Below are 25,172 nucleotides of genomic sequence, written 5' to 3'. Positions count from 1 at the left end.
CCGCCCGCACGGGCAGCGGGGCTGGCCGGCGCGGGCCCGGAACACCGGCCTGCACCACGTCGTTGAGCCAGACATGCACAAGCACCACAACGGTCTCAAGACCGCTGCGCTCTTCGGGAGCATCTTCGCCGTCCTCCTGGCCCTCGGCACCGTCATCGGACAGGGCCGCTACCTCTGGCTGTTCGCGCTGTTCGGCGTGGCCATGACCGCCTACGGCTACTGGAACAGCGACAAGCTGGCGATCCGCGCGATGCACGCCTACCCGGTCAGCGAGGCGCAGGCGCCGGTGATGTACCGCATCGTGCGCGAGCTCTCGACGGCTGCGGGGAAGCCGATGCCTGCGCTGTACGTCAGCCCGACCGCCGCCCCCAACGCGTTCGCCACGGGCCGCAACCCCGAGCACGCCGCGGTCTGCTGCACCGAGGGCATCCTCGGACTCCTCGACGAGCGCGAGCTGCGGGGCGTGCTCGGCCATGAGCTCATGCACGTCTACAACCGCGACATCCTCACCGGGTCGGTCGCTGCAGCCGTCGCCGGCGTCATCACCTCCGTGGCGCAGATGATGATGTTCGCGAGCATGTTCGGTGGTGGGGGCGGCAACGACGAGGACCGCCAGAACCCGTTCGCGATGCTGGCCATGGCGCTGCTGGCTCCCTTCGCAGCGATGTTCATCCAGATGGCCATCAGCCGCACACGCGAGTTCGACGCCGACGAGGACGGCGCCAAGCTCACCGGAGACCCGCTGGCGCTCGCCTCCGCTCTCCGCAAGCTCGAGGTGGGCGTCGCCAAGGCTCCGCTCCAGCCGACGCCCGCGATCCAGAACTCCAGCCACCTGATGATCGCCAACCCGTTCCGGCCCCAGGACGTCTCCCGGCTCTTCTCGACCCACCCGCCGATGAGCGAGCGCATCGCCCGGCTCGAGGAGCAGGCCTACGGCATCCGCCAGCGCTGACGTTCCGCTCCCCGTCCTAGCGCAGGTGCAGGACGCTCATGGTCTGGGCGGCCATCGCGGACTCGCCCAGGGCGTTGGGGTGCACCGGCACCGTGTTCGTCCCGAACAGCACCGGCTCGACCCACCGCGTGCCGATGGGCTGGCAGGCGTCGTGGCCCTCAGAGACCTGGGAGAAGTCGACATAGGTGCTGCCGGTCTGCGTGGCGGCCCGGGCGATCACCGCGTTGAGGTGACCCTGGATCTCGCGCAGGTAAGGCACGTCGCCCTCGGCGATGCTCATCTTCGTGAAGCAGCCCACCGTCGGCGGCAGGATCCACGGGTAGCCCAGGATGGCGACGCGGGCGTGGGGAGCGCGGGCGTGGACGTCGGCCAAAGCCTGCGCGACTGCCGGCGCCGTCTTCGCGTCGATCTGGTCGTCGAAGTAGCTGCCGTAGAGGTCCTTGCACGGGCTGCCCTGGCCCAGTGTCGCCGCGCCGGCGCTCCCGCAGGCCGCGATCGACCCGATGAAGACGTTGTTGTCGTTGCCGCCGATGGTCAGCGTGACGAGCTGGGTGCCGGGGCCCAGCGCGTCCAGCTGGGGCGCCACGCCGGGGTACTGGGACGCCGAGAAGTCCTTGGTCTGAGCCGCCCCGCAGGTCACGTCCGTGAGGTCTGCGCCGGTCACCGTGGCGATGACGTGCGGGTAGCTGCTCGAGCTGCGGGCGCACTCCGGTGGGGCCTGCGGGTCAGGCGGCCAGACGCCCGATCCGGCCGAGTAGCTGTCACCGAGCGCGACATAGGCCAGCGGTGTCGTGGTGGCGGACGCCGGGGAGGCGACGCCGAGCGCCGCCAGCGTGACCAGGCCGACCAGCCCCGTCAGGGTGCCGACCGCCGTGTGCAGAGAGGTCCTCATGAGCGCACTCCTTTGTGGCTACCGAAGGTAAGTTACTCGAAGGTAACGAGGATCCCAGAGCCTGCGCGAGGGGGCAAGAGGGCGGCTGGTTGAATCCCGTCATGCCTTCCCTCACCCGTCACGAGGCGCAGCTGCGCTCCGAGCTGATCTCCGTGAACCGGATGGAGGTGGACCTCGACCTCGACCGGGGAGCCGACCACTTCCACTCACAGACCCGCATCACCTTCACGTGCGCCCGGCCGGGCGCCTCGACCTTCGTCGACGTCAAGCCGGTGGAGCTGCGCTCCATGGTGCTCAACGGCCGGCCCGTCGACGTGGCCACCCTGGCCGACGGGCGCGTCGAGCTCACCGACCTCGCGGCCGAGAACGTCCTCGAGGCCCAGGCCGTGATGGGGTACTCGCGTGACGGGCAGGGCCTGCACCGGGCCACCGACCCGGCCGACAACCAGGACTACGTCTACGGTCACCTGTTCCTCGACGCCGGCCCGCGCGTGTTCGCGTGCTTCGACCAGCCCGACCTCAAGGCCCCGTATGCCGTGTCCGTCACCGCACCGCCCGCGTGGCTCGTCGTGGGCAACGGGGCGGCGACCCAGGTGACGCCCGGACGCTGGGAGCTGGCCGAGACCCGGCCCCTGGCAACGTACTTCGTCACTGTCTGCGCCGGGCCCTACGCGTCCGTGCGCGACGAGCACGACGGCGTACCGCTCGGGATCCACGCACGGGCCTCGCTGCGTGAGGCGCTCGAGCGCGAGGCGCCACAGATGCTCGAGGTGACCAAGGCGAGCCTGGACTACTACCACGGCCTCTTCGGCATCCGGTACCCGTTCGGCGAGTACCACCAGGTCTTCGTGCCGGAGTTCAACGCGGGGGCGATGGAGAACCCCGGATGCGTGACCTTCCGCGACACCTACGTGTTCCGGGGTGCCGCGGCCCGCGACGAGGTGCTGGCGCGGTCGAACACGATCACCCACGAGATGGCTCACATGTGGTTCGGCGACCTGGTGACCATGCGGTGGTGGGACGACCTGTGGCTCAACGAGTCCTTCGCCGAGTACATGGCGCACCGTACGTGCGTGGAGGCCACCGAGTTCACCGACGCGTGGGTCGACTCCACCGTGGCCCGCAAGGCCTGGGGGTATGCCGCGGAGCGCACCCCGTCCACCCACCCCGTGGCGGGGTCCCCGGCGCTCGACGCGCAGTCGGCTCTCCAGGACTTCGACGGCATCTCCTACGCCAAGGGAGCCGCCGCGCTGCGACAGCTCATCGCCCACATCGGGGATGAGGCCTTCATCGCCGGCGTCACGGCATACCTGCGCGAGCACTCGTTCGCGAACGGCACGCTGGCCGACTTCCTCGGGGCGATGGAGCGAGCCTCCGGGCGCGACCTGACGTCCTGGAGCAGGGCATGGCTGCTGACGGCCGGGGCCGACGTGATCTCGGTCGACCGGTCCACAGGGAGCGTGAGCCGCATTGCGCCCCAGGCCTTTCCTGCAGACCGGCCCCACACCTTCGACGTCGCGGGCTACGACGGTGGCGTCGAGCGGTTCCGGGTGCCGGTCACCGTGACTGCCGACCACACCGTGGTCGAGGCCCTCCGGGCGGCTGCCGACGTGGAGCTCGTGGTGCCCAACGCCGGCGACCTCACCTGGGCCACCGTCCTGCTGGACCCACTCACGGTGGAGGCGCTGCCGACCGCTCTCGCGGCAGTCCCCGACGCGCAGGCCCGGGCCGTCGTCTGGGTCGCCCTGGTCGACGGTGTCTGCCTCGGGCAGACCGACCCGCGCGTGATGGTGCGCGCCTTCGGGGCTGCGTGGCCGCAGGAAGACAGCGACTCGGTGCTCAACCGCACGGCAGCCACCCTGTTAGGCCGCGTCATCCCGACCTTCCTGCCCGAGTCCGAGCACGACTGGGCGCTGGAGATGGTCGCGCATGCCGCGAGCCGGCTGCTCGCCTCGAGCGCACCCGGCTCGACTCACGCACTACTGGCCGCCCGCACCCTGGCCCGCAGCAGCGCGGACGAGGCCCTGCTCCACGCGTGGGCGGACGGTACGGGCCTGCCCGCGGGGCTCGAGGGCGACTCGGACTTCCGCTGGATCGTCGTGCGCAACCTCGCGGGACGCGGATGGACTGACCGCGTGGGGGTGGAGGCGGTGTTGTCCCGTGACGACACCCTGCAGGGACGGCTCGGGGCCCTCACGGCGCTGGCGGCGCTGCCTGACCCGGAGTCCAAGGCCTGGGCGTGGCGTGAGCTCACGACCAACCGGCACCGCTCCAACTACGAGCTCAACGCGCTGGCGCAGGGATTCTGGGTGTCCGGAGGGCTGGAGGTGCTCCGCCCGTATGTGGCACGGTACTTCGAGGACGTCCCCGCCATGACGGCGTGGGTGGGGGAGGACGCCATGGCGAGGGTGGCGACGCTCGCCTATCCGGGTCGGGTGGTCGAGCCGGAGACGCTGTCAGCCAGCCAGGGGACCCTTGAGCGGGGCGAGCTGACGGCCGCGGTCCGACGGGCTGTGGTGGACGGACAGTCGGAGCTCCGGGAGGCGCTCTCGTCGCGCGCGGCCTTCCGGTGACTTGCGGGGCTGTTGAGGTGTTTGTGCAGGTCAACCGGCCCTTCGCCGGGTGTTCCGGGAGACACGATGCGGGCGAATCGGGCCTTGCGGCCTTACACTCAGTGGTGGCGAGGTCCATGAGATGTCAGTTGACGTACACCTTCGTCGACCGGAGGTCTCAGTGGAGTGCCAGTCATGAACCGCTTGTGTGAGGGCTTCGTGCTCGGAGAGCGGTACGAGCTCGGCGTGCGTATCGCGTCGGGCGGTATGGCCGATGTCTGGGCCGGCACCGACAGGGTTCTCCAGCGCACGGTCGCCATCAAGGTGATGCGTCCCGACACCGGGCACGAGGAGCTGTTCGCCCTCCGGTTCCGCGACGAGGCCGTGCACTCCGCAGCGCTGCTGCACATCAACATCGCCACGCTCTTCGACTACGGCGAGGACGATGGCCTGGCCTTCCTCGTCATGGAGCTCGTCAAGGGTGAGCCCCTGTCGGTGGTGCTCAAGGAGCGCGGGCCACTGGACCCGGTCCAGGTGCGCTCGATCGTCGGTCAGGCTGCGCTCGCACTGGGTGTCGCCCACGAGGCGAGGGTCGTCCACCGCGACGTGAAGCCCGCCAACATCCTCGTCCGGCCGGACGGGCTGGTGAAGCTCACCGACTTCGGGATCGCCCGCGCCCTCGACGCCGCAGGTCACACCCGCGCCGGCGAGATGCTCGGCACCCCTGACTACATCAGCCCGGAGCAGGCCATGGGGGAGCCCGCCACCGGCGCCAGTGACCTCTACGCGCTCGGCGTCGTGGCCCACGAGATGCTGTCGGGGCGCAAGCCGTTCGACAAGGGCACCCCCGTCGCCACCGCGCTCAGCCACGTCAACGAGCCGCCCCCGCCGCTGCCCGACGGCATCCCCGAGGACCTCGCCTCGCTCGTGAACGACTGCCTCCAGAAGAACCCCGCGGACCGTCCCGAGAACGCCCGCGCGGTCGCCGCGCGGCTCGGGGTGAGCGAGCACGAGATGGCCGGCCTCGACCTCGGCCTGGCCAGTGCCACCGACGAGACGTCCCACGATGCGGCGGCGGACGAGCGCCCCGCCACGCGTGTGCCCGACCTGGGTGGCCCCACCCTGAGCATGCCCATTTGAGCAGAGCGTAAGTCGGTCGTCAGGTGGTCGTCTGCCAGCCGTTCGCGGCGTTGACGACGACACGGTCGGCGCGGGAGGACGTGGCGGCGACCAGCTGAGCGTTCTTCTCGTCAGAGGTGGTGACCCACTCGGCCGCGGCGTCGGGGGACTTCCCGAACTCGACGTGGCGGGCGATCAAGCGGCTGATGCGCACCTCGTGGTCCGTCGCGACGTACCAGACCTCGTCGAGCTCGGCTCGGGCCTTGGGCCACGGCTGCTCGTCGTGGAGGAGGTAGTTGCCCTCGGTGACCACGAGCCGGGCGGCCGGAGGCACCACCAGGGCGGCAGCGATGGGTTGTTCGAGGTCGCGCTCGAAGCCGGGGGCGTAGATCTCCTCCTCGGGGTTGGCGCGGACCCGATGGAGGAGGTGGGCGTAGCCGTACCCGTCGAAGGTGTCGGCCGCCCCCTTGCGATCCAGGACGCCCAGACGCCCCAGCTGCGCGTCCGCGAGGTGGAAGCCGTCCATCGGCAGGTGGGCCACCCACTGCGGCCCACGGGTGCGGGCCACCTCGGCGACCAGAGCCTCGACGAACGTCGTCTTGCCGGCGCCGGGCTCGCCGGTGACCCCCAGGACCGCCCGGCGCTCGTCGACGACCAGATCGACGGCCAGCTCGGCGAGCCGAGCCAGCCCGTCTCGGCCCCCGGTCACCTGTAGTTGGTGAACTGCAGGGCCACGTCGAGCTCGTCCTTGCCCTTGAGCAGCGCCTGCACGGCCTGGAGGTCGTCACGCGACTTGCTGGTCACCCGCAGCTCGTCGCCCTGGATCTGCGCCTTGACCGACTTGGGTCCCTCGTCGCGGATGATCTTGCTGATCTTCTTGGCGTTCTCCTGTGAGATGCCCTCCTTGAGCCCGAGCTCGAGGCGGTACTCCTTGCCGGACAGCCGCGGGCCGGCCTCGGGCACATCCAGGTGCTTGAGCGAGACCTTGCGCTTGACCAGCCAGGTCTGGAAGACGTCGAGGACGGCGTTGGCCCGCTCCTCGGTGTTGGCCTTGACGATGACCTTGTCCTCGCCGCTGGCCTCGATCGAAGCACCGACGTTCTTGAAGTCGTACCGCGTCGAGACCTCGCGAGCGGCGCTGTTGAGGGCGTTCGCGACCTCCTGGTGGTCGATCTTGCTGACGATGTCGAACGAGCTGTCGGCCATGCGGTTCGGGTCCTCTCGGGTGGGCTGGCTGTGGCGGGACTGCCGGTTTCGGCAATCCCCGCGGACCTTGCTATCCTTCCACGCGCACCCAGGCAGGTTGCCCGAGCGGCCAATGGGAGTGGACTGTAAATCCATCGCGAAAGCTACGAAGGTTCGAATCCTTCACCTGCCACCCAGTGCACAAGAGGGCGGCATACCTGCGCATGAGCCGGTATGCCGCCCTCTTCTGTACCCGGGGTGAATGTGCCGCTAGGGCGACTTTCGGGGTCATCGTCGGTCGGTGACCTGCGATTCTCCTCGCCATAGGGCGGTTAGGCCCGTAAAGCGGCCGCGGTCTGGACCAGCCCGTCCCGCTCGAGGGCAGTGATGATGTCGGACACGGTCCCCGGCGGGTTCGCCCATGAGTCGGCGATGCGTTGCACGGCGCCGTAGACCGTGACGCGGCTGAGGTCGAGCTGGTCGAGGACGAAATCGTCGGGTGACTTGGCTTGGACGTCCCAGGTCTGCAGTGTCTCGGCGGGGAAGTCGGCCAAGTTGTGGGTGACGATCACCTGGGCCCGGGCTCGGATAGCAGCGGCCAGGACATGACGGTCATCCGGATCAGGCAATGACAGGCCCTCGATCAGTGACTCGTAGTCGGTGACACGGCAGTCCCGGACGGCGCCGTTCATCAGGTCGCGGGTGCGATGCAGTCTGGCCGGGTCGAGATCGGGTCGGTTGTTGCGCAGGCTGGCGAACACCTCGTCGAGGATCTGATCGGTCCACTTGGCCTGCACCAGACCGGTTTGGGCGATCCGGATCAGGAGGTCACGAAGGGTGCTCGGGTAGAGCACGTGGGCGTCGTAGACGACGACGAACCCCACGTCAGAGCAGGCCCATCTCTTGGCTGATCCGCGTCAGCTCGTCTGCGGCCTCGCGGCGTTGCTGGTCATCGCGAGCGATGTACGCCATCAGGGAAGCCGCCTTGACCCGTCGGTGCTTACCCACCTTGCGGTGCTCGATCTTGCCGTCTTCGAGCAGTCCGATCAGGAACGGCCGGCTGACGTTGAGCAGCTCCGCAGCCTGCTGGGTCGTCAGTTCTGCATGCGACGGCACGACCGACACGCCTTCGCCTGCTGCCATGTGAGCGAGGACCCTAGCCAGAAGCTCGACCGCGCCGCGCGGGACGACGAGCGTCTCCGACTCCCCGGCAACCTCGAGTCTGATCGCCCGGTCGGTGTGGCTGGCGAGGTATGCCGTCACATGAGGCAGCGCCTCGACCGCGGTGGTCATGTCGGAGTCGTCGGGTTCGACGGGGGAAAGGGCCAGGACGCTCATGGTTCGTGCTCCTCTGGTGATGAGCCCATTATTCGCAATAAACGAAACAGACGCAATAGATGTGTCGGCCGCCGGAGGCCCGGGCCTCCGCACCCGCGTGCGAGACTGGGCTCGGGGCGGGCTCACGGACCCCACATCCTTGCGTCGATCCCGGAGGTCTGGACGCTTGTACCCATGGCTGCCTCATTGGCCTTACGAGGTAAGAAGACATCAAGGTCCCCCCACGTCCGGAGCCGAGGGACAAGGCTGGTCCCTGATGGTCCCTGATGGTCCCTGATGGTCCCTGATGGTCCCTGATGGTCCCTGATGGTCCGGATGTGTTGGAAAGACACCGACTCGCGTCGACGGTCTGCGAGAATCTGCGGCGAAGTTCGCGGACAGCCGTATCCAGGCAGGTTGCCCGAGCGGCCAACGGGAGTGGACTGTAGATCCATCGCGAAAGCTAGGAAGGTTCGAATTCTTCACCTGCCACCCAGTGCACAAGAGGGCGGCATACCGGCGCAGGAGCGGGTATGCCGCCCTCTTGCATGCGCTCAGTGCACCGAGGCCAGCAGCGCGCCGACCCCGACGAAGAGACCGCCGAAGATGCGGTTCAGCCGCAGCTGCCCCGCCTCGCTGCGGGTCATCCGGCGCAGCCCGCGAGCGGCGACCGCGAAGACGAACCACATGACGAGGACGTCGACCGCTACCACCGTCGCCGCGAGCACGGCGTACTGCGTCGCCAGCGGACGGTCCGGGCGGATGAACTGAGGCGTGAAGGCGAGGAAGAAGACGACCGCCTTGGGGTTCGTCAGGTTGACGAGCAGCCCTTGGCGCACCATCGACCAGGGCGTGACGCAGACCAGCAGGCCCTCGGTGTCCACCGGGCGGGGCTTGGCCCGGAGCTGCCGCACGCCGAGGAACACCAGGTAGGCAGCGCCGACATAGCGGACGACGGAGAAGAGCAGCGGCGAGCCGGCCACGAGGACCCCGACCCCGGCGGCCACGACGGCGATGTGCACCAGCAGGGCGAGCTGCTGGCCCAGGATGCCCCAGATCGAGCGTGCCCACCCCGACCCGATCGAGTTGGACATGGTGTTGACCGCGCCGGCACCAGGCGTCAGCGAGATGAGCAGGGCAGCAGCGAGCAGGGTGAACCATACGGACCAGGACACGGCGGTGGATTCTATCGGCGGGCGGTGACCTGGCACGCCGGGTACGTTGGGTCCAGGGGTTGCCCACCGGGGCGGCAACGCGTCGGAAGGGGCCCAATGCGTGTCGTCGTGATGGGCGCCGGCGGCTACGTCGGCAGCAGGCTCGTCCCGGCGCTGCTCGCGGAGGGCCACGATGTCGTCGCCACGTTCACCGACGTCACCAGTGCCTCCCGCTTCTGGTGGGCCGAGCGGGTCGAGCCGGTCCAGATGCAGGTCCTCGACCGGGGCTCGGTGCGTAAGGCTGCGGCGGGCGCCGAAGCCCTCTACTACCTGATCCACGGGCTGGCGGGCGAGGACTTCGCGACCGCCGACCGCGAGGGCGCCTACAACGCCGCGCATGCCGCCGTTCGCGCGGGAGCCCAGCGAATCGTCTACCTCGGCGGCCTGGTCCCGGCGGTCCACGACTCTGAGCTGTCACCTCACCTGCGCTCGCGTCTTGAGGTCGAGGGCATCCTCACGGACTCGGGTGTCCCGACGTCGGCGCTGCGCGCGGCGATGGTGGTGGGGAGCGGCTCCACCTCGTTCGAGATCCTGCGGCAGCTGAGCGAGCGGATGCCCCTGCAGGCGCTGCCCACGTGGATGGGCAGCATCGTCGAGCCGGTCGCCGTCAGTGACGTCGTCACGGCGCTTCTCGGTGCGCTCAGAGCCCCGGACCGCAGCTGCGTCTACGACCTCGGCAGCGGCGACCGCCTCCCGTATGCCGCGTTGCTGCGGCTCTATGCGCGCGTCGCCGGCCTCCAGCGGGTCCAGGTCAGGGTGCCGATGCTGCCGACCCGGCTCGTGTCGCGGCTCGCCCCCACACTGACGGGGGCGCCTGCCTCGACCGTCCAGACCCTGGTGGAGAGCCTGCGGCACGACATGGTCTGCGGCAGCCAGGAGTTCCTCGTCGACCTCATGCCCACCGGTCACGCGATGCTGCCGGTCGCCGAGGCCATGGACCGCGCGCTGGCTCTGCCGGGCGAGGAGGTCCCTGACCGGGACCGCGACATCCTGGGGCCGCTCAGCTCCGACGCTGGCTGGGCCGGTGGGCAGGTGTCACGACGTGACGGACGCGCGGTGCACCATCACCGCGGCAGCTGGCAGGACCTCCTGCTCGGCCCTCCGCCTGTCGGCTGAGAGCTGCGCGTCGCGCGCCGGTCCAGCCCCGCGGTTCAGCCCCGAGACCTGAGGTGCCGGTCGAGGTTGTGTGCGAAGCCTGCGCCCATCGCGGCGATGACCGCGTGCATCGAGGTCTGGACGGCAGGTCTGGCCAGCCGCGGGAAGGGCAGGTCGACGCTCACGCCCAGGTCGATCGTGAGACGCGTCCCCTGACCCGAGCTCGCGAGCACGTAGGTGCCCTCCACACCTGCCCGCTCGCCGCTCGCCGGAGTGTGGGTGTAGACGATCCGCTCCTGCGGCGTGAAGGTCATCTGCTCGGTGAAGCTCAGGCCGACGCTCCGGCCGAGCACCTCGATCGGCGCGAGCTTCCACACCCACAGGTCATCGTGAGGCTCGATGCTGCGCACCATCGGCGTCAGACGGGCGACCTGGCGGGCGTCGGTGAGCACCTGCCACACGGCATCCCGAGCGAACGGCACCTCGGCCGTCGAGCGTTTGGAGGCGGTGAAGTCAGTCATGAGGTGGATCCTTCGACCACTCGCGGCGGAACACGTGTCATCGGCGTCGGTGCCGCAGGGTCGCACGGACGGCGTCGTCGAAGCCCGTGCGGCCGCCAGGCGGCGGACCCACCGCCGTGAGGATGTCCTCCTCGCGGCATACGGCTTGGTGGATGAGGCTGTTCACCAACGGCCGGGCGATGCCCGCGGAGACCGGCGTCACCAGGCCGACCCAGAGCCCGGCCAGATGCGGGGTGAGGACCGGCACCGTGGCGATCCAGCGGGGTCGCAGCCCGACCACGGCGGCATACCGCTGGATCATCTGCGCGTAGGTCAGCACCTCGGGGCCGCCGATGTCGAAGGTGCGGTTGGTCTCTGGGGGCAGGTCGGCGGCGGCCACGAGGTAGTGCACGACGTCGGCGATCGCGATCGGCTGGATGCGGTTGCGCAGCCAGCGCGGGGCCACCATGGCGGGCAGCCGCTCGGTGAGGTGGCGCAGCATGTCGAACGACGCCGACCCGTCACCCAGGACCACTCCCGCCTGCAGGACCGCGGCCGGCACGGGGGCATCGACGAAGATCTGGCCCACCTCGACCCGGGAGGCGAGGTGCTCGGACAGCTCGCCCGGCGGGTGGAGGCCACCGAGGTAGACGAGGCGGCCCACGGCCTCGTCGGCCGCCGCCGTCGCGAAGGTCGTCGCCAGCTCGCGGTCGCGGGTGACGAAGTCTCCCCGGCCGTCCATCGAGTGCAGCAGGTAGTAGGCCACCTCCACGCCGGCCAGGGCCCGGCGCACGTCGTCGGCGCGGCTCGCGTCCCCCTCCACCACCTCGACGTCCGGCGCCCAGGGCAGGCCGTCCAGCCGGGAACGACGACGGGTGAGGACGCGCACGGCCCAGCCTCCCTCGAGCAGGGCGGGCACCAGCTCACCACCGATGTAGCCGGTGGCACCGGTCACCAGGGCGGTCCGCTGGCGGGTCCGCTCAGCTGCGGTCATGGGTGTCACCTTCCGACGGAGAGGACAGGGGGCAGGAGGAAGAGCAGCCCGAGCGACCAGGTGAGGTGCACGATCGCCGGCCCGAGGATCCCGCCCGTCACGCGGCGCTGGAGACCCGTGAGCAGGCCGAGCAGGGCGGCGGCAAGGACGAGCAGGGGTATGCCGGCGCCGACGGTCGTCAGAGCGTAGACGGCGGCGGTGACGAGCACCGGGTGGTGCCGGCCGACGGCGGCATACAAGGCACCCCGGAAGTACAGCTCCTCCCCGACGCCGTTGACGGCGGTGATCAGGGCCACCAGCGGTAGGGAGCCGAGGCGGGCGTGGTCGAGCAGGGTGAGCACCGGGTCGCGCAGCGCCGGCACACGCGCGATGACCAGCCCGCCCGCCAGGAAGATGCCGAGGAGCAGCGCTCCCAGTGCGAGCGACTGCGCCAGGGGTCGCGCCGCCCCGCCGGCACGGGTGTGTGCGCGTCCGAGGTGGAGGGGGCCCGAGAGCAGCGCCCCCGTCGCCCAGACCGCAGCCAGCCCGAGCGTGGCCGCATAGAACAGGGGGTCGCCGGGACGGATCCTCAGCGCCAGGGCAAGGACGATCGCGCCCACCACGAGCGTCAGCGCGGAGACCACGCGGCGGCGGCGGAACGCCGCGTCGCTCTCCTGGTGGTCGCGAGGGACCGGTTGGACGAGCGCTGCCTGGATGAACGAGCGCACCTCGGCGACGGGGCTGATCATGACGTGGCCCGCACGGCGTCGTAGCGGCGTAGGGCCTCGTGGCGTTCCGCGGCGTGGTCGACGATGGGCTCGGGATAGCCGTGCAGGTAGCCGTCCTCGTGCTTCCACGGCTCGTGCACGGCCTTGCCGGGCAGGTGTCTCAGCTCGGGCACGTACCGGCGCACATAGTCCCCGTGGGGGTCGAAGCGCAGGCCCTGGGTGACGGGGTTGAACACCCGGAAGTAGGGCGACGCGTCGGTGCCGGTCCCCGCGACCCACTGCCACCCGTGGTTGTTCGAGGCCACGTCGCCGTCGATGAGATGGTCGAGGAAATGCCGTGCGCCCACAGGCCACCACACGTGCAGGTCCTTGGTGAGGAAGCTGGCCGTGACCATGCGCATCCGGTTGTGCATCCACCCCTCGGCGAGCAGCTGCCGCATCGCCGCATCCACGGCCGGGTAGCCGGTGCGCCCACGGCGCCAGGTCTCGACCAGACCGGCGGGCGACTCGTAGGCCATCCCTGCCAGTGCCGGACGTAGGTCGTGCCAGGCCGAACCCGGTTGATGCCACAGGACATCCGCATAGAACTCGCGCCAGGCCAGCTCGGTGGTGAAGCGCGCGGCGCCCTCGGATCGCTGGTCGCCGCGGGCGCCACGGTCGGCGACATCGGCGAGGAGCGTGCGCGGGTGCACGGCGCCGATCTTGAGGTAGGGGGACAGCCGCGACACGCCATCGAGGTCCGCCCGGTCCCGGTCCGTCCCGTATGCCGCGAGCGAGTCGTCGAGGAACTCGGCCCACCTCCGGAGCGCCGCGCCTTCCCCGGCCTCGGGGAGGTGCGGGAGGTCCGGCTCGGCGAGCGCGGCGTCGACGAGGTCCCAGGCCCTGTCCTCGGAGGCGACCTGCGCCAGCCGGAGGCCGGTAGGTTCCGTGGCCGGGCGGGGCCACCCGTGGTCGCGCCACGCGCGGCTGAACGGCGTGAAGACCTTGTAGGGGTCGCCACTGCCGTTGAGGACCGAACCCGGCCCCACGGCATACGGGCTGCCGGTCTCGACCCAGTCCACGCCGGCGTCGTCCAGAGCCTGACGCACCTGAGCGTCGCGGCGGCGTCCGACCGGCGTCGTCTCCCTCGACACGTGCACAGACGCAGCCCCGAGCTCTCGCACGAGGTCGGGCACCACAGTCCGCGGGTCACCGGCACGCAGGCAGAGCCGTCCGTCGTAGGCGCGCTCCGTCGCGCGGAGCGTCGCCGCGAGCCACGCCCGGCGCGCTCGCCCGGCGTTGGCCCACAGCGACGGGTCGAGGACGAAGACCACACAGACCTGCGCCCCGGCTCCGGCAGCCGCTCCGAGCGCGGGCAGGTCGCCCCGACGCAGGTCCCGGCGCAGCCACAGGACGGAGGGGGCACCGGACATGCAGCCACACTATGCGGATCGCATTACTCGCGAGTCACCCGTCTTGGGTGGCAGGCTCAGGGCCGTGGCCTGAGGCTGGGGCCATACCGCTTGTCCGCCGTCGCTGGGAGGCCCTCCGGATGTTCTCGCGCATCGCCATCGTCAACCGCGGCGAAGCCGCCATGCGGCTCATCCACGCGGTGCGCGACCTCAACGCGCAGGCGGGTCGCCCAGGTGGCGTCGGTGGTCCGGGTGGGGACTACATCGAGACGGTCGCGCTGCACACCGAGGGGGAGAAGCGCGCGATGTTCGTGCGCGAGGCCGACCTCGCCTACAACCTGGGACCTGCCGCGAACCGGCCCTACCTCGACTACGCCGTCCTCGAGCGGGCGCTGACCGAGACGGGCGCCGATGCCGCCTGGGTCGGATGGGGCTTCGTCGCCGAGGACCCCGGCTTCGCAGAGCTGTGCGCTCGCCTCGGCGTGACCTTCATCGGGCCCAGTCCCGATGCCATGCGCAAGCTCGGCGACAAGATCGGGTCCAAGCTCATCGCCGAAGAGGTGGGGGTGCCCGTCGCCCCCTGGAGCGGTGGCGGCGTCGACACCCTCGAGGACGCGAAGGCCGCCGCGGCCCGCATCGGTTACCCCCTGATGCTCAAGGCCACTGCGGGTGGCGGCGGGCGCGGCATCCGCATGGTGGCCTCCGACGAGGACCTCAGCGACGCCTATGAGCGCACTCGCGACGAGGCCCAGCGCGCGTTCGGGTCGGGGGTCGTGTTCCTGGAACGCCTGGTGACCGGCGCTCGCCACGTCGAGGTGCAGGTCATCGCTGACGGTCAGGGCACTGCCTGGGCGATCGGGGTACGCGACTGCTCGATCCAGCGACGCAACCAGAAGGTCATCGAGGAGTCGGCCTCGCCGGTGCTCGGGCCCGAGCAGGTGACCGAGGTCAAGGCGGCGGCGGAGCGGCTCGCGGTGGCGGTGGGGTATGCCGGTGCGGGCACGGTCGAGTTCCTCTACCACCCCGGCGAGCGGTTCTTCGCGTTCCTCGAGGTGAACACCCGCCTCCAGGTGGAGCACCCGATCACCGAGGCCACCACCGACACCGACCTGGTCAAGCTGCAGATCCACATCGCGGCCGGCGGCCGCCTCGAGGGCGAGCGACCCCGGGAGGAGGGCCACGCTGTCGAGGCACGGCTCAACGCCGAGGACCCCGACCGCGACTTCGCCCCCTCACCGGGCCGGATCGCACGGCTCACCCTGCCGACGGGCCCGGGCATCCGCGTGGACACCGGTGTCGGAGAAGGGGACTCGATCCCCGCCGACTTCGACTCCATGATCGCCAAGGTCATCGCCGTGGGCCGCGACCGTGACGAGGCGCTCGCCCGGCTGCGGCGAGCGATGGCCGAGACCACCGTCGTGATCGAGGGCGGCTCCACCAACAAGAGCTTCATCCTCGACCTGCTCGACCAGCCCGAGGTCATCGACGGCAGCGCCGACACCGGCTGGATCGACCGGGTCCGCACCGAGGGCCGGCTGGTCTCGCATGCGCACTCCGGTGTCGCGCTCGTCGCGGCGGGCATCGCCGCCTACGAGGACGAGGAGGGCGTCGAGCGAGTGCGCCTGCTCGAGACCTCCCGCGGTGGACGCCCTCAGGTGCAGCACCGCACCGGGCGGGCCGTAGACCTCAAGCTGCGCGGAGCGGCATACAAGGTCACGGTATGGCGCATCGGGCCGCACCGGTTCCGCGTTGCCGTCGCCGCAGGCGACCACGAGCAGACCGTCGACGCCGAGCTCGACGTCCTCGACGAGTACACCAGCCGCATCACCGTCGGCGGCCGGCTGCACCGCCTGGTCACCGCGGCGCACGGGCCGGTCCAGCTCGTCGAGGTGGACGGGGTCACCCACCGCGTGACGCGGGACGAGGGCGGCGTCGTGCGCTCCCCGGCCCCGGCGCTGGTCGTCGCCACGCCCGCGCAGGTCGGGTCCGAGCTCGCGGCGGGTGCGCCCGTGCTCGTGCTGGAGTCGATGAAGATGGAGACGGTGCTGCCGGCGCCGTTCCAGGGCCGGGTCAAGGAGCTGATGGTCTCCGTCGGCAGCCAGGTCGAGACGGGCGCGCCCCTGGTCCGGCTGGAGCCGGTGGGCGACCCGGACGCGGCCGCCGAGAGCGGCGACGGCGGCGACACCGTCGACCTCGACCTCCCCGACGCGGACGGCGCCGGCGCGAGTGCTGTCGAGCGTGCCCGGCGGGCCCGGGCCGACCTGCGCGCCATGCTGCTCGGCTACGACCTCGACCCCCGGGACCAGGGGGCCACCCTGAAGACCTATCTCGAGGCTCGTGACGAGCTGGTCGCCGAAGGTGTGTCCCAGGTCGAGGAGGAGATCGGCGTGCTCGACGTCCTCGCCGACTTCGCCGAGCTCGGAAGGAACCGCCCGGCCGACGAGGAGGCGCACGTCGAGCACCGCGTGCACAGCCCCCGGGAGTACTTCCACACCTACCTGCAAAGCCTCGACGTCGAGCGTGGTGCGCTGCCCGAGCAGTTCCGCGCCAAGCTCGCCAGAGTCCTGCGCCACTACGGCGTCGACTCCCTCGACCGCACCCCCGAGCTCGAGGAGGCGGTGTTCCGGATCTTCCTCGCCCAGCAGCGTTCCGCGCTCGACGTCGTCCTGGCCAGCTCGCTGCTCCAGCGGTGGATCGCCGAGGCCGGCCCGCAGCCACCACTGGACGCCCAGGTGCGAGAGCTGCTCGACCGGCTGGTCGTCGCCACGCAGCTGCGGTTCCCGGTGATCGGTGACCTGGCCCGCAGCGTGCGGTTCCGCTGGTTCGACCAGCCGCTGGTCGACGCCGAGCGGGCCAGCGTGCTGGGCGGCGTGGCGGGCGAGGTCGCCGAGCTCGCCGGTATGCCGGATGGTCCCGACCGCGCCGCGCGGGTGGATGCGCTTGCGGCGATCCCCGAGCAGATCGTGCAGTTCCTCGCGGAGCGGCTGACCGGCGGTGTGCCCGAACGCGAGCCCATGCTTGCCGTCCTCGTCAAGCGGCACTACCGCGACCACGAGCTGACCGGGCTGCGTGAGGTCCAGCTGGGCTCTCGACCCTTCGCCAACGCGGACTACGTCCTCGACGGTCTCGGGACCCACCTGGTCACGACGGTCGGCCTGGTCGACGAGCTGACGCCCGACTCCTCGCTCACCCGCGACGTCACCGAGCTCCTGGCCCAGCGCGCACCCGGCCAGGACGGCGTCGTCGACCTCTACCTGGGCTGGGCGCAGGAGCCGGAGAGCCCCGAGGAGGCCAGTGACCTCCTCGCTGCCCGGCTGGCCGAGCTGCCGTTCAGCAGCATGGTGCGCCGCGTCGCGCTGGCGGTATGCCCGGGCAACGGACGCCCGGTGGCCTACTTCACCTTCCGCCCGGGCGCCGACGGCTCGATGGTCGAGGACCGGCTGGTGCGCGGTGTGCACCCCATGGTCGGACGCCGGCTCAACCTGTGGCGGCTTCGCGACTTCGAGGTCACTCGCTTGGAGGCTCCCGAGGACGTGCTGCTGTATCTGTGCACGGCTCCGGGCAACGACGCCGACCAGCGGCTCGTGGCGCTGGCACAGGTGCGCCAGCTGGCCGTGGTACGCGACGAGGAGGGCAGGGTCACCGGACTGCCCCACGCGGAGCGGGCCATCGCCAACTGCCTCGAGGCGATCCGCCGCGCCCGCTCGGCGCGTGGCGCCGCCGGTGCTCGCCTGGATATGAACCACGTCTGGGTGCACCTCTGGCCGCCTGTCGACGCCGACCTCGACCAGCTGACCTCGCTGCGGAGCAAGATCGCGCCCCTGACGGCGGGTGCCGGCATCGAGGAGGTGCTGGTCCAGGGCCGGATCACCAGCCCTGACGGTGCGAGCGCACCCCTCGCCGCGCGCTTCTTCTACCAGCCGGGCTCGGGCGTCGTGACGTCCGTCGGGCAGCCGCCCACCGAGCGGCTCAAGCCGCTCGACGACTACGCCCAGAAGGTCGTGCGGGCCCGTCGCCGGGGCGTCGTCTACCCCTACGAGCTGCAGGCGATGATCGCCGGCCCAGGCGGGACGGCGACCGAGTACGACATCGACGACACAGGCGCCCTCGCCCCCGTCGACCGGCCCTACGGGCTCAACAAGGCGGGCATCATCGCGGGCGTCATCACCACGCCCACGGAGCGCTACCCCGAGGGCGTGAAGCGCGTGCTGCTGTGCGGCGACCCGCTCAAGGCCCTGGGCGCGGTGTCCGAGGCCGAGTGTGCGCGTGTCATCGCCGCGCTCGACCTCGCCGAGGAGCTCGGCGTGCCCGTCGAGTGGTTCGCACTGTCGGCAGGCGCGCGGATCTCGATGGACTCCGGCACCGAGAACATGGACTGGGTCGCCCGAGCGCTCAAGCGCATCGTCGAGTTCACCCAGGGGGGCGGTGAGATCAACATCGTCGTCGCCGGCATCAACGTCGGCGCCCAGCCGTACTGGAACGCCGAGGCCACGATGCTGCTGCACACCAAGGGCATTCTGGTGATGACGCCGGACAGCGCCATGGTGCTGACCGGGAAGATGTCGCTGGACTACTCCGGGGGCGTCTCGGCGGAGGACAACTTCGGCCTCGGCGGTTACGACCGGGTGATGGGCCCGAACGGACAGGCCCAGTACTGGGCACCGAATCTCACCGCGGCGACCAAGATCCTGTTCGCGCACTACGACCACGCCTACGCCGCGCCGGGCGAGCGGTACCCGCGGCGGGCGGAGACGTCCGATCCGCTGGACCGCGACGTGCAGACGTTCCCGCACCTGCATCCGGACAGCCCGTTCACCACGGTCGGGGAGATCTTCTCGCCGGAGACGAACAAGGACCGGAAGAAGCCGTTCGACATCCGGACGGTGATCAAGGCGGTCGCCGACCAGGATCACGAGACGCTGGAGCGGTGGGCCGGGATGGCGGACGCGGACACCTCGGTGGTGGTGGACGCGCACCTGGGCGGTTACCCGGTGATGATCGTCGGGATCGAGTCGCGGAACATTCCGCGGCGCGGTTTCCTGCCTGCGGACGGCCCGGATCAGTTCACCTCCGGCACGTTGTTCCCGAAGTCGTCGAAGAAGACGGCCAGGGCGATCAACGCGGCCAGCGGCAGCAGGCCGCTGGTGGTGCTGGCGAACCTGTCCGGGTTCGACGGCTCCCCGGAGTCGCTGCGGAACATCCAGTTGGAGTACGGCGCCGAGATCGGCCGGGCCATCGTGAACTTCGAGGGCCCGATCATCTTCTGCGTGGTGTCCAGGTATCACGGTGGGGCGTTCGTGGTGTTCTCCGGTGCGCTGAACGACAACATGGAGGTGATCGCGGTCGAGGGCTCGTTTGCCTCGGTGATCGGCGGCGCCCCCGCCGCGGCCGTGGTATTCACCCGGGACGTCAACGCCCGCACCGCCAACGACCAGCGGCTCAAGGAGATCGAGGCGGCGATCAACGCGGCCACCGACGACGCGCAGCGCGCGGAGCTGCGGGTGCAGCTGGCCGACACCAGGGCCACCGTGCGGTCGGAGAAACTCGGTGAGGTGGCCGCCGAGTTCGAGCAGATCCACAACATCGAGCGGGCCCGTGAAGTGGGGTCGGTGCACACCATCATCCCGGCGGTGCGGCTGCGGCCTTATCTGATCGAGGCCGTCGAGCGCGGGATGGCCCGGAGCAGCGGGGACCCGATCGTCTGACGCGCTGGTACCGATCGAGTCGCCGCCTTTGGATCCTTCCCGGGACTTTGAAGGGTCCGAAGGTGGCGATTCGATCCGGCTGATCGCCATGTGCGACCGCCCGCCCCGTGAGCGCAACAACGGCTCCCGCCGATTGGAATCCAATCAGCGGGAGCCGTCAACGTTGGCCGTGCAGGCCGTTACAGGGCCAGCAGCACCTCGGGGTCGACCAACTTCTCCACTGCGGCCTTGCCGTCGGCCGCATCCCGAGCGTTGCGAGCCGCCTCGGCCATCCGTTCGCAGGTCGCGAGGGTGGTGCGGGACAGCGCAAAGCGAACGCCGGGTACCCCGGACGGGGCCATCGACAGGCTGGTCACCCCGAGCCCGACCAAGACCAGCGCCAGCAGCGGATCGCGGGCGGCCTCGCCGCACACTCCGACGGCCTTGTCCGCGTGCTTGCCGGCCGCGCCGGTGGCCGCGATCAGGTCGAGCACGGCGGGCTGCCACGGGTCGAGCAGTTCGGCGAGCTCGCCGGCCATCCGGTCGGTGGCCATCGCGTACTGGGTGAGGTCGTTGGTGCCGATGCTGGCGAAGTCGACGAGCTCCAACATGTGCCGCGCACGCAGGGCCGCGGCCGGTACCTCCACCATCATCCCGGCGACCGGCAGGCCGTGCGAGCGGACCTTGTCGGTGAACGCCTTGGCCTCGTGCACGGTGGACACCATCGGCGCCATCACCCAGACATTTGCGCCGGTGGCCTTCGCCGCCTGGGCGATGGCCTCCAGCTGGTCGTCCAGGAGCTGCGGGAAGCGCCGGTCCATCCGGTAGCCGCGCACCCCGAGTGCGGGGTTCTCCTCCTCCTCGCTGGGGGCGAAGGCCAGCGGCTTGTCGGCGCCGGCGTCCAGGGTGCGGATCACCACCTTGCGGTCGCCGAATGCCTCGAACACCTTGGTGTAGGCCTTGAGTTGATCGGCGACGGTCGGCGCGGTGGCCGAGTCCAGGAACAGCACCTCGGTGCGGAACAGGCCGACCCCCTCGACGTCCTCCTTGGCGGCCCGTTCGGCGTCCTCGACGGCGCCGACGTTGGCCAGCAGTTGTACGGCGTGCCCGTCACTTGTCCGTCCGGGGCCGCCGGTGGCGGTCTTCAGTGCGGCCCTGGCCTTGGCCCGGGCGATGATCGCCTCCCGCATCTCGTCGTCGGGATCGAGGGTGACCACGCCGCTCGCGGCGTCGATCGCGACGGTGGCGTCGTCGGCGAGTTGCATGGAACCGCTGACCCGAACCAGGCAGGGCAGGTTCAGCTGTGCGGCGATGATCGCGGTGTGACTGGTCGGGCCGCCGAGTTCGGTGACGATGCCGACCACGTGGTCCAGGTCCAGGGTCGCGGTATCGGCCGGCGCGAGGTCGTTGGCGACGATGATCGTCGGCTTGCTGAGCGGCGGGATGCCCGGCTCCGGCACACCGAGAACCTTGGCGACGATCCGGTCGCGGACGTCACGCAGGTCGGTGACCCGCTCGGCCAGGTACGGACCGCTGGCTTCGAGGATCTTGCAGAACCCTTCGACGGCCTGGTCGACGGCGGTCGCCGGGCCGGTACCGGCGGCGATCCGGCGCTGGACGTCGGCCAGCAGACCCGGGTCCTGGGCCATCAGCGAGGTGGCCTCCAGCACCGCGGCGGTGGCGGCCTGGGCCGCGGCGGCCCGCACCCGAAGATTGTTGGCGACGTAACTGAACGCTCCCGCCACCAGGTTGTCCGCCGCCTCGGGGTCGGCGGCGGCGGGCTCGTTCTTCGGCGGCTTTGCGGCCAGCGCGAGCTTGACCACCGATCCGACGGCCGATCCGCGGCCCACGCCGATGCCGCTCAAGGTCTGCTTGGAATCCGTGGTCGAACCCGCCGCGGTGGAAGTGGTGGTGGTCATCTGCTCAGCTCAACTCCTGTGTCGAAACGATTCTCGTGATGCGTAAGGCCGGGGATGCAATGGGCCGGGTGCATGCGGGGCGGCGCGAGCGACTCGCCCGGCAGCCCGGCGCACTGGGTTGGTGCCCAGCGGCCGGGCCGGGCAATCAGGCTGCGTCGTGGTCGATCTCGAGCAGTTCCTGCAGCTGATCCAGGGCGGCGTCCGCGCCGTCACCCTCGGCGGTCAGCGTGACTTCTTCGCCGTTGCCGACGGCCAGACCCATCACCATCAGGATGCTCCTGGCGTCGACCGGGTCACCGCCGGACTTGGCGATGGTGACGGGTAGACCCGTCGCGGTGACGGCCTGCACGAACAGTGAGGCGGGCCGGGCGTGCAGGCCGACGCGGGACGCGACGACGACGTTGCGGGAAGGCATGAATGGGGCTCCTTGTTCTGTCGGCCGCTGGTGGACCGATCGGGCTGGCGTGCGCATCTAACTAACCAGAGCGTGAGCGAAGACACACAGCCGGGGCTGCGACCAACATCGTCGCAGCCCCGGTGGCTTGGCGCAGGATGGAAAGGTCAGGCCGCGACGACGCCCTCGACGACATCCTCGTGGTGCGCGATTTCCTCGGTCTTCGCCTTGTCCAGGCTCATCAGCACGATGACCAGACCAGCGGTGATCACCGTGCCGATGATGATCGCCAGCAGGTACAGAATCGGGCTGCTGACCAGCGGCAGGACGAAGATGCCGCCATGCGGGGCGCGCAGCTCGTTGCCGAAGCCCATCACCAACGCGCCGGTGACCGCCGAACCAACCATGCACGACGGGATGACCCGCAGCGGGTGGGCAGCGGCGAATGGAATAGCACCTTCGGTCACGAACGAGGCACCGAGCAGCCAGCAGGCCAGACCGTTCTCCCGCTCTGCCTCGGTCCACAGCTTCTTGCGGACCGCGGTGGCCAGCGCCATGCCCAGCGGAGGGGTCATGCCCGCCGCCATCACGGCGGCCATGATCTGCAGTGCGGGACCACCGGTGGAGATAGCGGTGCTCAGGCCAGCCACCGCGAAGGTATAGGCCGTCTTGTTCAGCGGGCCGCCCATGTCGAAGGCCATCATCAGGCCCAGGAGTGCGCCGAGCACGATGCCGCTGGCACCGGCCAGACCGTTCAGCCATTCGCTCAGCCAGGTGGATAGCGCGGCAACCGGCTTCCCCACGACGAAGATCATGAACAGACCGACGACGAATGTTGACACCAGCGGAATGACCACCACCGGCATCACACCGCGAACCCCCTTCGGCACCTTGAGGTGTGCCATCCAGTACGCGAGGCCGCCGGCGGCGAAGCCGGAGATCAGGCCACCGAGGAAGCCGGCTCCCATCACATAGGCCAGCAGGCCGCCGACAATTCCGGGGACCAGACCGGGCCGGTCGGCGATGCCGAAGGCGATGAATCCGGAGAGGATCGGCACCAGGAGCAGGAAGGTGATCTTCCCCAGGACGAACAACACTCCTGCGAAACCGGATTGGGCGATCAGGGTGTCAAAACTTTGGCCCGTCGGGAAGCCGGCGGGGAGACTGCTGGCAACGTCTGTGTACGTGACGCCGTTATAGGTGCCGCCGTATGTCTTGTAGGCGACTTCGTAGCCTCCGAACAGGAACCCCAGCGCGATCAGGATGCCGCCGGCCGCGACGAACGGGATCATGTACGACACGCCGGTCATCAGCCATTGGCGGACCCGAGTACCGACGCTGACCTTCCGGGCGCCACCGCCCGACTTGGGCGCCGCGGCAGCCGCGGCAGCAGCCGCGGCGGCTTCCGCTGTACCCGCCTTGGGCGCGTTCTCCACCGCGGCGATGGCGGCTGCCAGTACGGCCTTGGGGTCGTGCACGGCCTTCTTCACGCCGACGTCGACGAAGGGCTTGCCGGCGAACCGGGCCTTGCCCTTCACCTCGAGGTCGGCGGCGTAGATGACTCCGTCGGCGGCCGCGATGATGTCGTCGGACAGCGGAACGGTGCCCGCGGAGCCTTGTGTCTCGACCTGAACTTCGTGACCGAGGTCTTTACCGGTCTGCTCGAGGTTCTCGGCCGCCATGTAGGTGTGCGCAATGCCCGTAGGGCATGACGTCACGGCGACAAACTTCACTGTCCTCCCACCTCTCCCTGAACGTATTTGGCCACCGACGCGGCGTCGGGGGCGTCGATGATGGTCTGGCGGAACGCGGGGCGCACCAGCCGGCGGGCCAGCGCCGCCAGGATGGTGAGGTGTTCGCTGCCGCCACCGGCGGGCGCGGCGATCAGGAACACCAGCGTGGCCGGGCCGTCCGGGGCGCCGAAATCGACGCCGGCGGGGACCCGGGCGAGGCCGAGCGACGGCACGGTGACGTGCTCGGAACGGGCGTGCGGCAGGCCGATCCCGCCCGGCATGCCGGTGGCCATCTGGGCCTCGCGAGCGGCGACGTCGGCGAGGAAGCCGTCCAGGTCGGTGACCCGGCCTGCGGCCTGGAGCTTCGCGGCGAGCTGCCGGGTGGCATCCGCCTTGTCCTTGGCCACCAGGTCGAGAACGACCAGGTCTTCGGTGATCAGGTCTGTCATGATGCGACGTCCTTTACTGCTTGGAGGGGATCGGGATCGGCGACGACGCGGACCGCGACGGCGCAGGCTTCGGTTTCTTCGGGACCGGGAACGGTGCTACCGGGGAGCAGGCAGGCGGCCCGGCCCCAGGCCACCGCCCCGGCAAGTCGCTCGGCAGGAGTGCCGACGGTGTGCAGATAGCCGGACAGCGTGCAATCGCCGGCGCCGACGGTGCTGCGCGGGACCAGCGGCGGGCCGCCGGCCCACCACGACCCCTCAGCGGTGATCAACAGGGCACCATGGCCGCCCATGCTGACCAGCAGGTCCTTGCAGCCGCGGGCGCGCAGTTCCGCGGCGGCATCGATCACGTCGCCGACGGTGACCAGGTCGCGGCCCAGGATCTCCTCGAGTTCTTCGAGGTTGGGCTTGACCACGGTCGCCCCGGCGTCAATGGCGGCCGCAAGCGCCGGGCCGGAGGTGTCGATCGCCACCGGCACCCCGACGGCCACCGCGGCCTTGGTGACCTGCGCGTAGAAGTCCTCCGGCGCGCCGGCCGGCAGGCTGCCGGCCGCGACCAGCCAACTCGGCCCGCTGCGCAGCGCGTCGTTGACCGAATCGATCAGCGCGGACACCTCCTGTTCGGACAGGGTCGCGCCGGGCTCGTTCAGCTTGGTGGTCGTGCCGTCCTGCTCGACGACCGCGATGTTGGTCCGGATGGCGCCGGTGATCGGCACCGCGACCGTCGTGACCTGTTGCGGCGACAGCAGTCCGATCATCCGCTGGGCGTCGTCGCCGGCCGGCAGGATGGCCGTGGTCCGGTGGCCGTGCTTGGCCAGCGCCCGGGCCACGTTGACGCCCTTGCCGCCGGCCTCCACCAGTGCGTGGCTGGTGCGCTGAACCTCGCCACGCTCCAACACGGTCACCTCGACCGTGTGGTCAAGGCTCGGATTGGGGGTGACGGTGACGACCGGGCCGGCGTCCTGCGCCCGCGGGGGAGAAGTCATGCGCGCAGCACCTCCGGTCCGGCATCTTCGATCTCTCGGGCCATGTCGGCATCCACCTCGCTGTCGGTGATGATCGTGTCGACCTCGGACAG

At 70.4% G+C, this 25,172-nt stretch carries 20 protein-coding genes and 2 tRNA genes; 7 read left to right on the top strand and 15 right to left on the bottom strand.

The features are described 5' to 3' along the window. Positions 1 to 73: 73 nt before the first annotated feature. On the top strand, positions 74 to 952 hold the full coding sequence (gene htpX, locus VGN50_RS10015) for a zinc metalloprotease HtpX (protein WP_327444618.1): 879 nt from the start codon (positions 74 to 76) through the stop codon (positions 950 to 952). Positions 953 to 968: 16 nt separating this feature from the next. Here htpX and VGN50_RS10010 read toward each other — a convergent pair whose 3' ends face one another. Then, a complete protein-coding gene (locus VGN50_RS10010; RefSeq protein WP_327444617.1) occupies positions 969 to 1,844 on the bottom strand; it encodes an SGNH/GDSL hydrolase family protein in 876 nt (291 codons plus the stop codon). A gap of 101 nt (positions 1,845 to 1,945) precedes the next feature. Here VGN50_RS10010 and pepN point away from each other — a divergent pair, with 101 nt between their 5' ends. After that, positions 1,946 to 4,417 (top strand): aminopeptidase N, encoded by a 2,472-nt coding sequence (gene pepN / locus VGN50_RS10005; protein WP_327444616.1) that lies wholly within the window; start codon positions 1,946 to 1,948, stop codon positions 4,415 to 4,417. A gap of 174 nt (positions 4,418 to 4,591) precedes the next feature. Next, positions 4,592 to 5,536, top strand: a complete 945-nt coding sequence (locus VGN50_RS10000; RefSeq protein ID WP_327444615.1) for a serine/threonine-protein kinase — start codon at positions 4,592 to 4,594, stop codon at positions 5,534 to 5,536. 19 nt (positions 5,537 to 5,555) lie between these two features. Here the strand turns inward: VGN50_RS10000 and VGN50_RS09995 are convergent, their stop codons facing one another. Both VGN50_RS09995 and VGN50_RS09990 read right to left on the bottom strand, forming a co-directional pair. Further along, positions 5,556 to 6,224, bottom strand: a complete 669-nt coding sequence (locus VGN50_RS09995) for a nucleoside/nucleotide kinase family protein (protein ID WP_327444614.1) — start codon at positions 6,222 to 6,224, stop codon at positions 5,556 to 5,558. Then, positions 6,221 to 6,721 carry a YajQ family cyclic di-GMP-binding protein gene (locus VGN50_RS09990; protein ID WP_327444612.1) on the bottom strand — a complete coding sequence of 167 codons (501 nt, stop codon included), beginning with the start codon at positions 6,719 to 6,721 and terminating at the stop codon, positions 6,221 to 6,223. Before VGN50_RS09990 ends, VGN50_RS09995 begins: the two co-directional genes overlap by 4 nt. A 91-nt stretch (positions 6,722 to 6,812) precedes the next feature. Between VGN50_RS09990 and VGN50_RS09985 the strand changes: the two genes are divergently transcribed. Beyond that, a tRNA-Tyr gene (locus VGN50_RS09985) sits at positions 6,813 to 6,893 on the top strand. Between the two features lie 139 nt (positions 6,894 to 7,032). Here VGN50_RS09985 and VGN50_RS09980 read toward each other — a convergent pair. Both VGN50_RS09980 and VGN50_RS09975 read right to left on the bottom strand, forming a co-directional pair. Further along, entirely contained in the window at positions 7,033 to 7,584 is a 552-nt protein-coding gene (locus VGN50_RS09980; RefSeq protein WP_327444611.1) for a PIN domain-containing protein, read from the bottom strand. Position 7,585: 1 nt separating this feature from the next. Then, a complete protein-coding gene (locus VGN50_RS09975) occupies positions 7,586 to 8,038 on the bottom strand; it encodes a helix-turn-helix domain-containing protein (RefSeq protein ID WP_327444610.1) in 453 nt (150 codons plus the stop codon). A gap of 390 nt (positions 8,039 to 8,428) precedes the next feature. On the opposite strand from VGN50_RS09975, the gene VGN50_RS09970 reads away from it, so the two are divergent. After that, positions 8,429 to 8,509, top strand: a tRNA-Tyr gene (locus VGN50_RS09970). A gap of 62 nt (positions 8,510 to 8,571) precedes the next feature. Here VGN50_RS09970 and VGN50_RS09965 read toward each other — a convergent pair. After that, complete coding sequence (locus VGN50_RS09965; RefSeq protein ID WP_327444609.1) at positions 8,572 to 9,192, bottom strand: LysE family transporter; 621 nt, start codon at positions 9,190 to 9,192, stop codon at positions 8,572 to 8,574. A 96-nt stretch (positions 9,193 to 9,288) separates the two neighbouring features. On the opposite strand from VGN50_RS09965, the gene VGN50_RS09960 reads away from it, so the two are divergent. Next, positions 9,289 to 10,347: an NAD(P)H-binding protein gene (locus tag VGN50_RS09960; protein ID WP_327444608.1), complete on the top strand. Its 1,059-nt coding sequence runs from the start codon at positions 9,289 to 9,291 to the stop codon at positions 10,345 to 10,347. Between the two features lie 35 nt (positions 10,348 to 10,382). On the opposite strand, the gene VGN50_RS09955 is transcribed toward VGN50_RS09960, so the two are convergent. From VGN50_RS09955 to VGN50_RS09940, 4 genes are read right to left on the bottom strand one after another with little or no spacing between them, the layout of a single operon-like run. Then, complete coding sequence (locus VGN50_RS09955; RefSeq protein WP_327444607.1) at positions 10,383 to 10,847, bottom strand: SRPBCC family protein; 465 nt, start codon at positions 10,845 to 10,847, stop codon at positions 10,383 to 10,385. 37 nt (positions 10,848 to 10,884) lie between these two features. Further along, complete coding sequence (locus tag VGN50_RS09950; protein WP_327444606.1) at positions 10,885 to 11,820, bottom strand: NAD(P)H-binding protein; 936 nt, start codon at positions 11,818 to 11,820, stop codon at positions 10,885 to 10,887. A 5-nt stretch (positions 11,821 to 11,825) separates the two neighbouring features. Next, positions 11,826 to 12,548 (bottom strand): type II CAAX prenyl endopeptidase Rce1 family protein, encoded by a 723-nt coding sequence (locus VGN50_RS09945; protein ID WP_327444605.1) that lies wholly within the window; start codon positions 12,546 to 12,548, stop codon positions 11,826 to 11,828. Beyond that, entirely contained in the window at positions 12,545 to 13,939 is a 1,395-nt protein-coding gene (locus VGN50_RS09940; protein ID WP_327444604.1) for a deoxyribodipyrimidine photo-lyase, read from the bottom strand. The genes VGN50_RS09945 and VGN50_RS09940 overlap by 4 nt, the downstream gene beginning before the upstream one ends. Before the next feature lie 119 nt (positions 13,940 to 14,058). Between VGN50_RS09940 and VGN50_RS09935 the strand changes: the two genes are divergently transcribed. Continuing rightward, a complete protein-coding gene (locus tag VGN50_RS09935) occupies positions 14,059 to 19,623 on the top strand; it encodes a carboxyl transferase domain-containing protein (protein WP_327444603.1) in 5,565 nt (1,854 codons plus the stop codon). Between the two features lie 179 nt (positions 19,624 to 19,802). Here VGN50_RS09935 and ptsP read toward each other — a convergent pair whose 3' ends face one another. The 5 genes from ptsP to pfkB form a co-directional block, all read right to left on the bottom strand. After that, positions 19,803 to 21,521 (bottom strand): phosphoenolpyruvate--protein phosphotransferase, encoded by a 1,719-nt coding sequence (gene ptsP, locus VGN50_RS09930; RefSeq protein ID WP_327444602.1) that lies wholly within the window; start codon positions 21,519 to 21,521, stop codon positions 19,803 to 19,805. Positions 21,522 to 21,666: 145 nt separating this feature from the next. Next, positions 21,667 to 21,936: an HPr family phosphocarrier protein gene (locus tag VGN50_RS09925; protein ID WP_327444601.1), complete on the bottom strand. Its 270-nt coding sequence runs from the start codon at positions 21,934 to 21,936 to the stop codon at positions 21,667 to 21,669. 146 nt (positions 21,937 to 22,082) lie between these two features. Next, positions 22,083 to 23,648, bottom strand: coding sequence for a fructose-specific PTS transporter subunit EIIC (locus VGN50_RS09920; protein WP_327444600.1), 1,566 nt, complete (start codon positions 23,646 to 23,648; stop codon positions 22,083 to 22,085). Then, complete coding sequence (locus tag VGN50_RS09915) at positions 23,645 to 24,097, bottom strand: PTS sugar transporter subunit IIA (RefSeq protein WP_327444599.1); 453 nt, start codon at positions 24,095 to 24,097, stop codon at positions 23,645 to 23,647. The genes VGN50_RS09920 and VGN50_RS09915 overlap by 4 nt, the downstream gene beginning before the upstream one ends. Continuing rightward, positions 24,094 to 25,080 carry a 1-phosphofructokinase gene (gene pfkB, locus VGN50_RS09910; RefSeq protein ID WP_327444598.1) on the bottom strand — a complete coding sequence of 329 codons (987 nt, stop codon included), beginning with the start codon at positions 25,078 to 25,080 and terminating at the stop codon, positions 24,094 to 24,096. Before pfkB ends, VGN50_RS09915 begins: the two co-directional genes overlap by 4 nt. Positions 25,081 to 25,172: the final 92 nt, after the last annotated feature.

The organism is Pedococcus sp., from assembly GCF_036000045.1.
Lineage (GTDB): Bacteria > Actinomycetota > Actinomycetes > Actinomycetales > Dermatophilaceae > Pedococcus.
The sequence above is the reverse complement of the archived record's forward strand: the minus strand, read 5'-3'. Positions and strand labels throughout refer to the sequence as shown.

Bases quoted from the DNA above. Each gene is read 5' to 3' on its own strand.
- htpX (WP_327444618.1), top strand. From the start codon at position 74: ATGCACAAGCACCACAACGGTCTCAAGACCGCTGCGCTCTTCGGGAGC.
- VGN50_RS10010 (WP_327444617.1), bottom strand. From the start codon at position 1,844: ATGAGGACCTCTCTGCACACGGCGGTCGGCACCCTGACGGGGCTGGTC.
- pepN (WP_327444616.1), top strand. From the start codon at position 1,946: ATGCCTTCCCTCACCCGTCACGAGGCGCAGCTGCGCTCCGAGCTGATC.
- VGN50_RS10000 (WP_327444615.1), top strand. From the start codon at position 4,592: ATGAACCGCTTGTGTGAGGGCTTCGTGCTCGGAGAGCGGTACGAGCTC.
- VGN50_RS09990 (WP_327444612.1), bottom strand. From the start codon at position 6,721: ATGGCCGACAGCTCGTTCGACATCGTCAGCAAGATCGACCACCAGGAG.
- VGN50_RS09975 (WP_327444610.1), bottom strand. From the start codon at position 8,038: ATGAGCGTCCTGGCCCTTTCCCCCGTCGAACCCGACGACTCCGACATG.
- VGN50_RS09960 (WP_327444608.1), top strand. From the start codon at position 9,289: ATGCGTGTCGTCGTGATGGGCGCCGGCGGCTACGTCGGCAGCAGGCTC.
- VGN50_RS09955 (WP_327444607.1), bottom strand. From the start codon at position 10,847: ATGACTGACTTCACCGCCTCCAAACGCTCGACGGCCGAGGTGCCGTTC.
- VGN50_RS09950 (WP_327444606.1), bottom strand. From the start codon at position 11,820: ATGACCGCAGCTGAGCGGACCCGCCAGCGGACCGCCCTGGTGACCGGT.
- VGN50_RS09945 (WP_327444605.1), bottom strand. From the start codon at position 12,548: ATGATCAGCCCCGTCGCCGAGGTGCGCTCGTTCATCCAGGCAGCGCTC.
- VGN50_RS09940 (WP_327444604.1), bottom strand. From the start codon at position 13,939: ATGTCCGGTGCCCCCTCCGTCCTGTGGCTGCGCCGGGACCTGCGTCGG.
- VGN50_RS09935 (WP_327444603.1), top strand. From the start codon at position 14,059: ATGTTCTCGCGCATCGCCATCGTCAACCGCGGCGAAGCCGCCATGCGG.
- ptsP (WP_327444602.1), bottom strand. From the start codon at position 21,521: ATGACCACCACCACTTCCACCGCGGCGGGTTCGACCACGGATTCCAAG.
- VGN50_RS09925 (WP_327444601.1), bottom strand. From the start codon at position 21,936: ATGCCTTCCCGCAACGTCGTCGTCGCGTCCCGCGTCGGCCTGCACGCC.
- VGN50_RS09915 (WP_327444599.1), bottom strand. From the start codon at position 24,097: ATGACAGACCTGATCACCGAAGACCTGGTCGTTCTCGACCTGGTGGCC.
- pfkB (WP_327444598.1), bottom strand. From the start codon at position 25,080: ATGACTTCTCCCCCGCGGGCGCAGGACGCCGGCCCGGTCGTCACCGTC.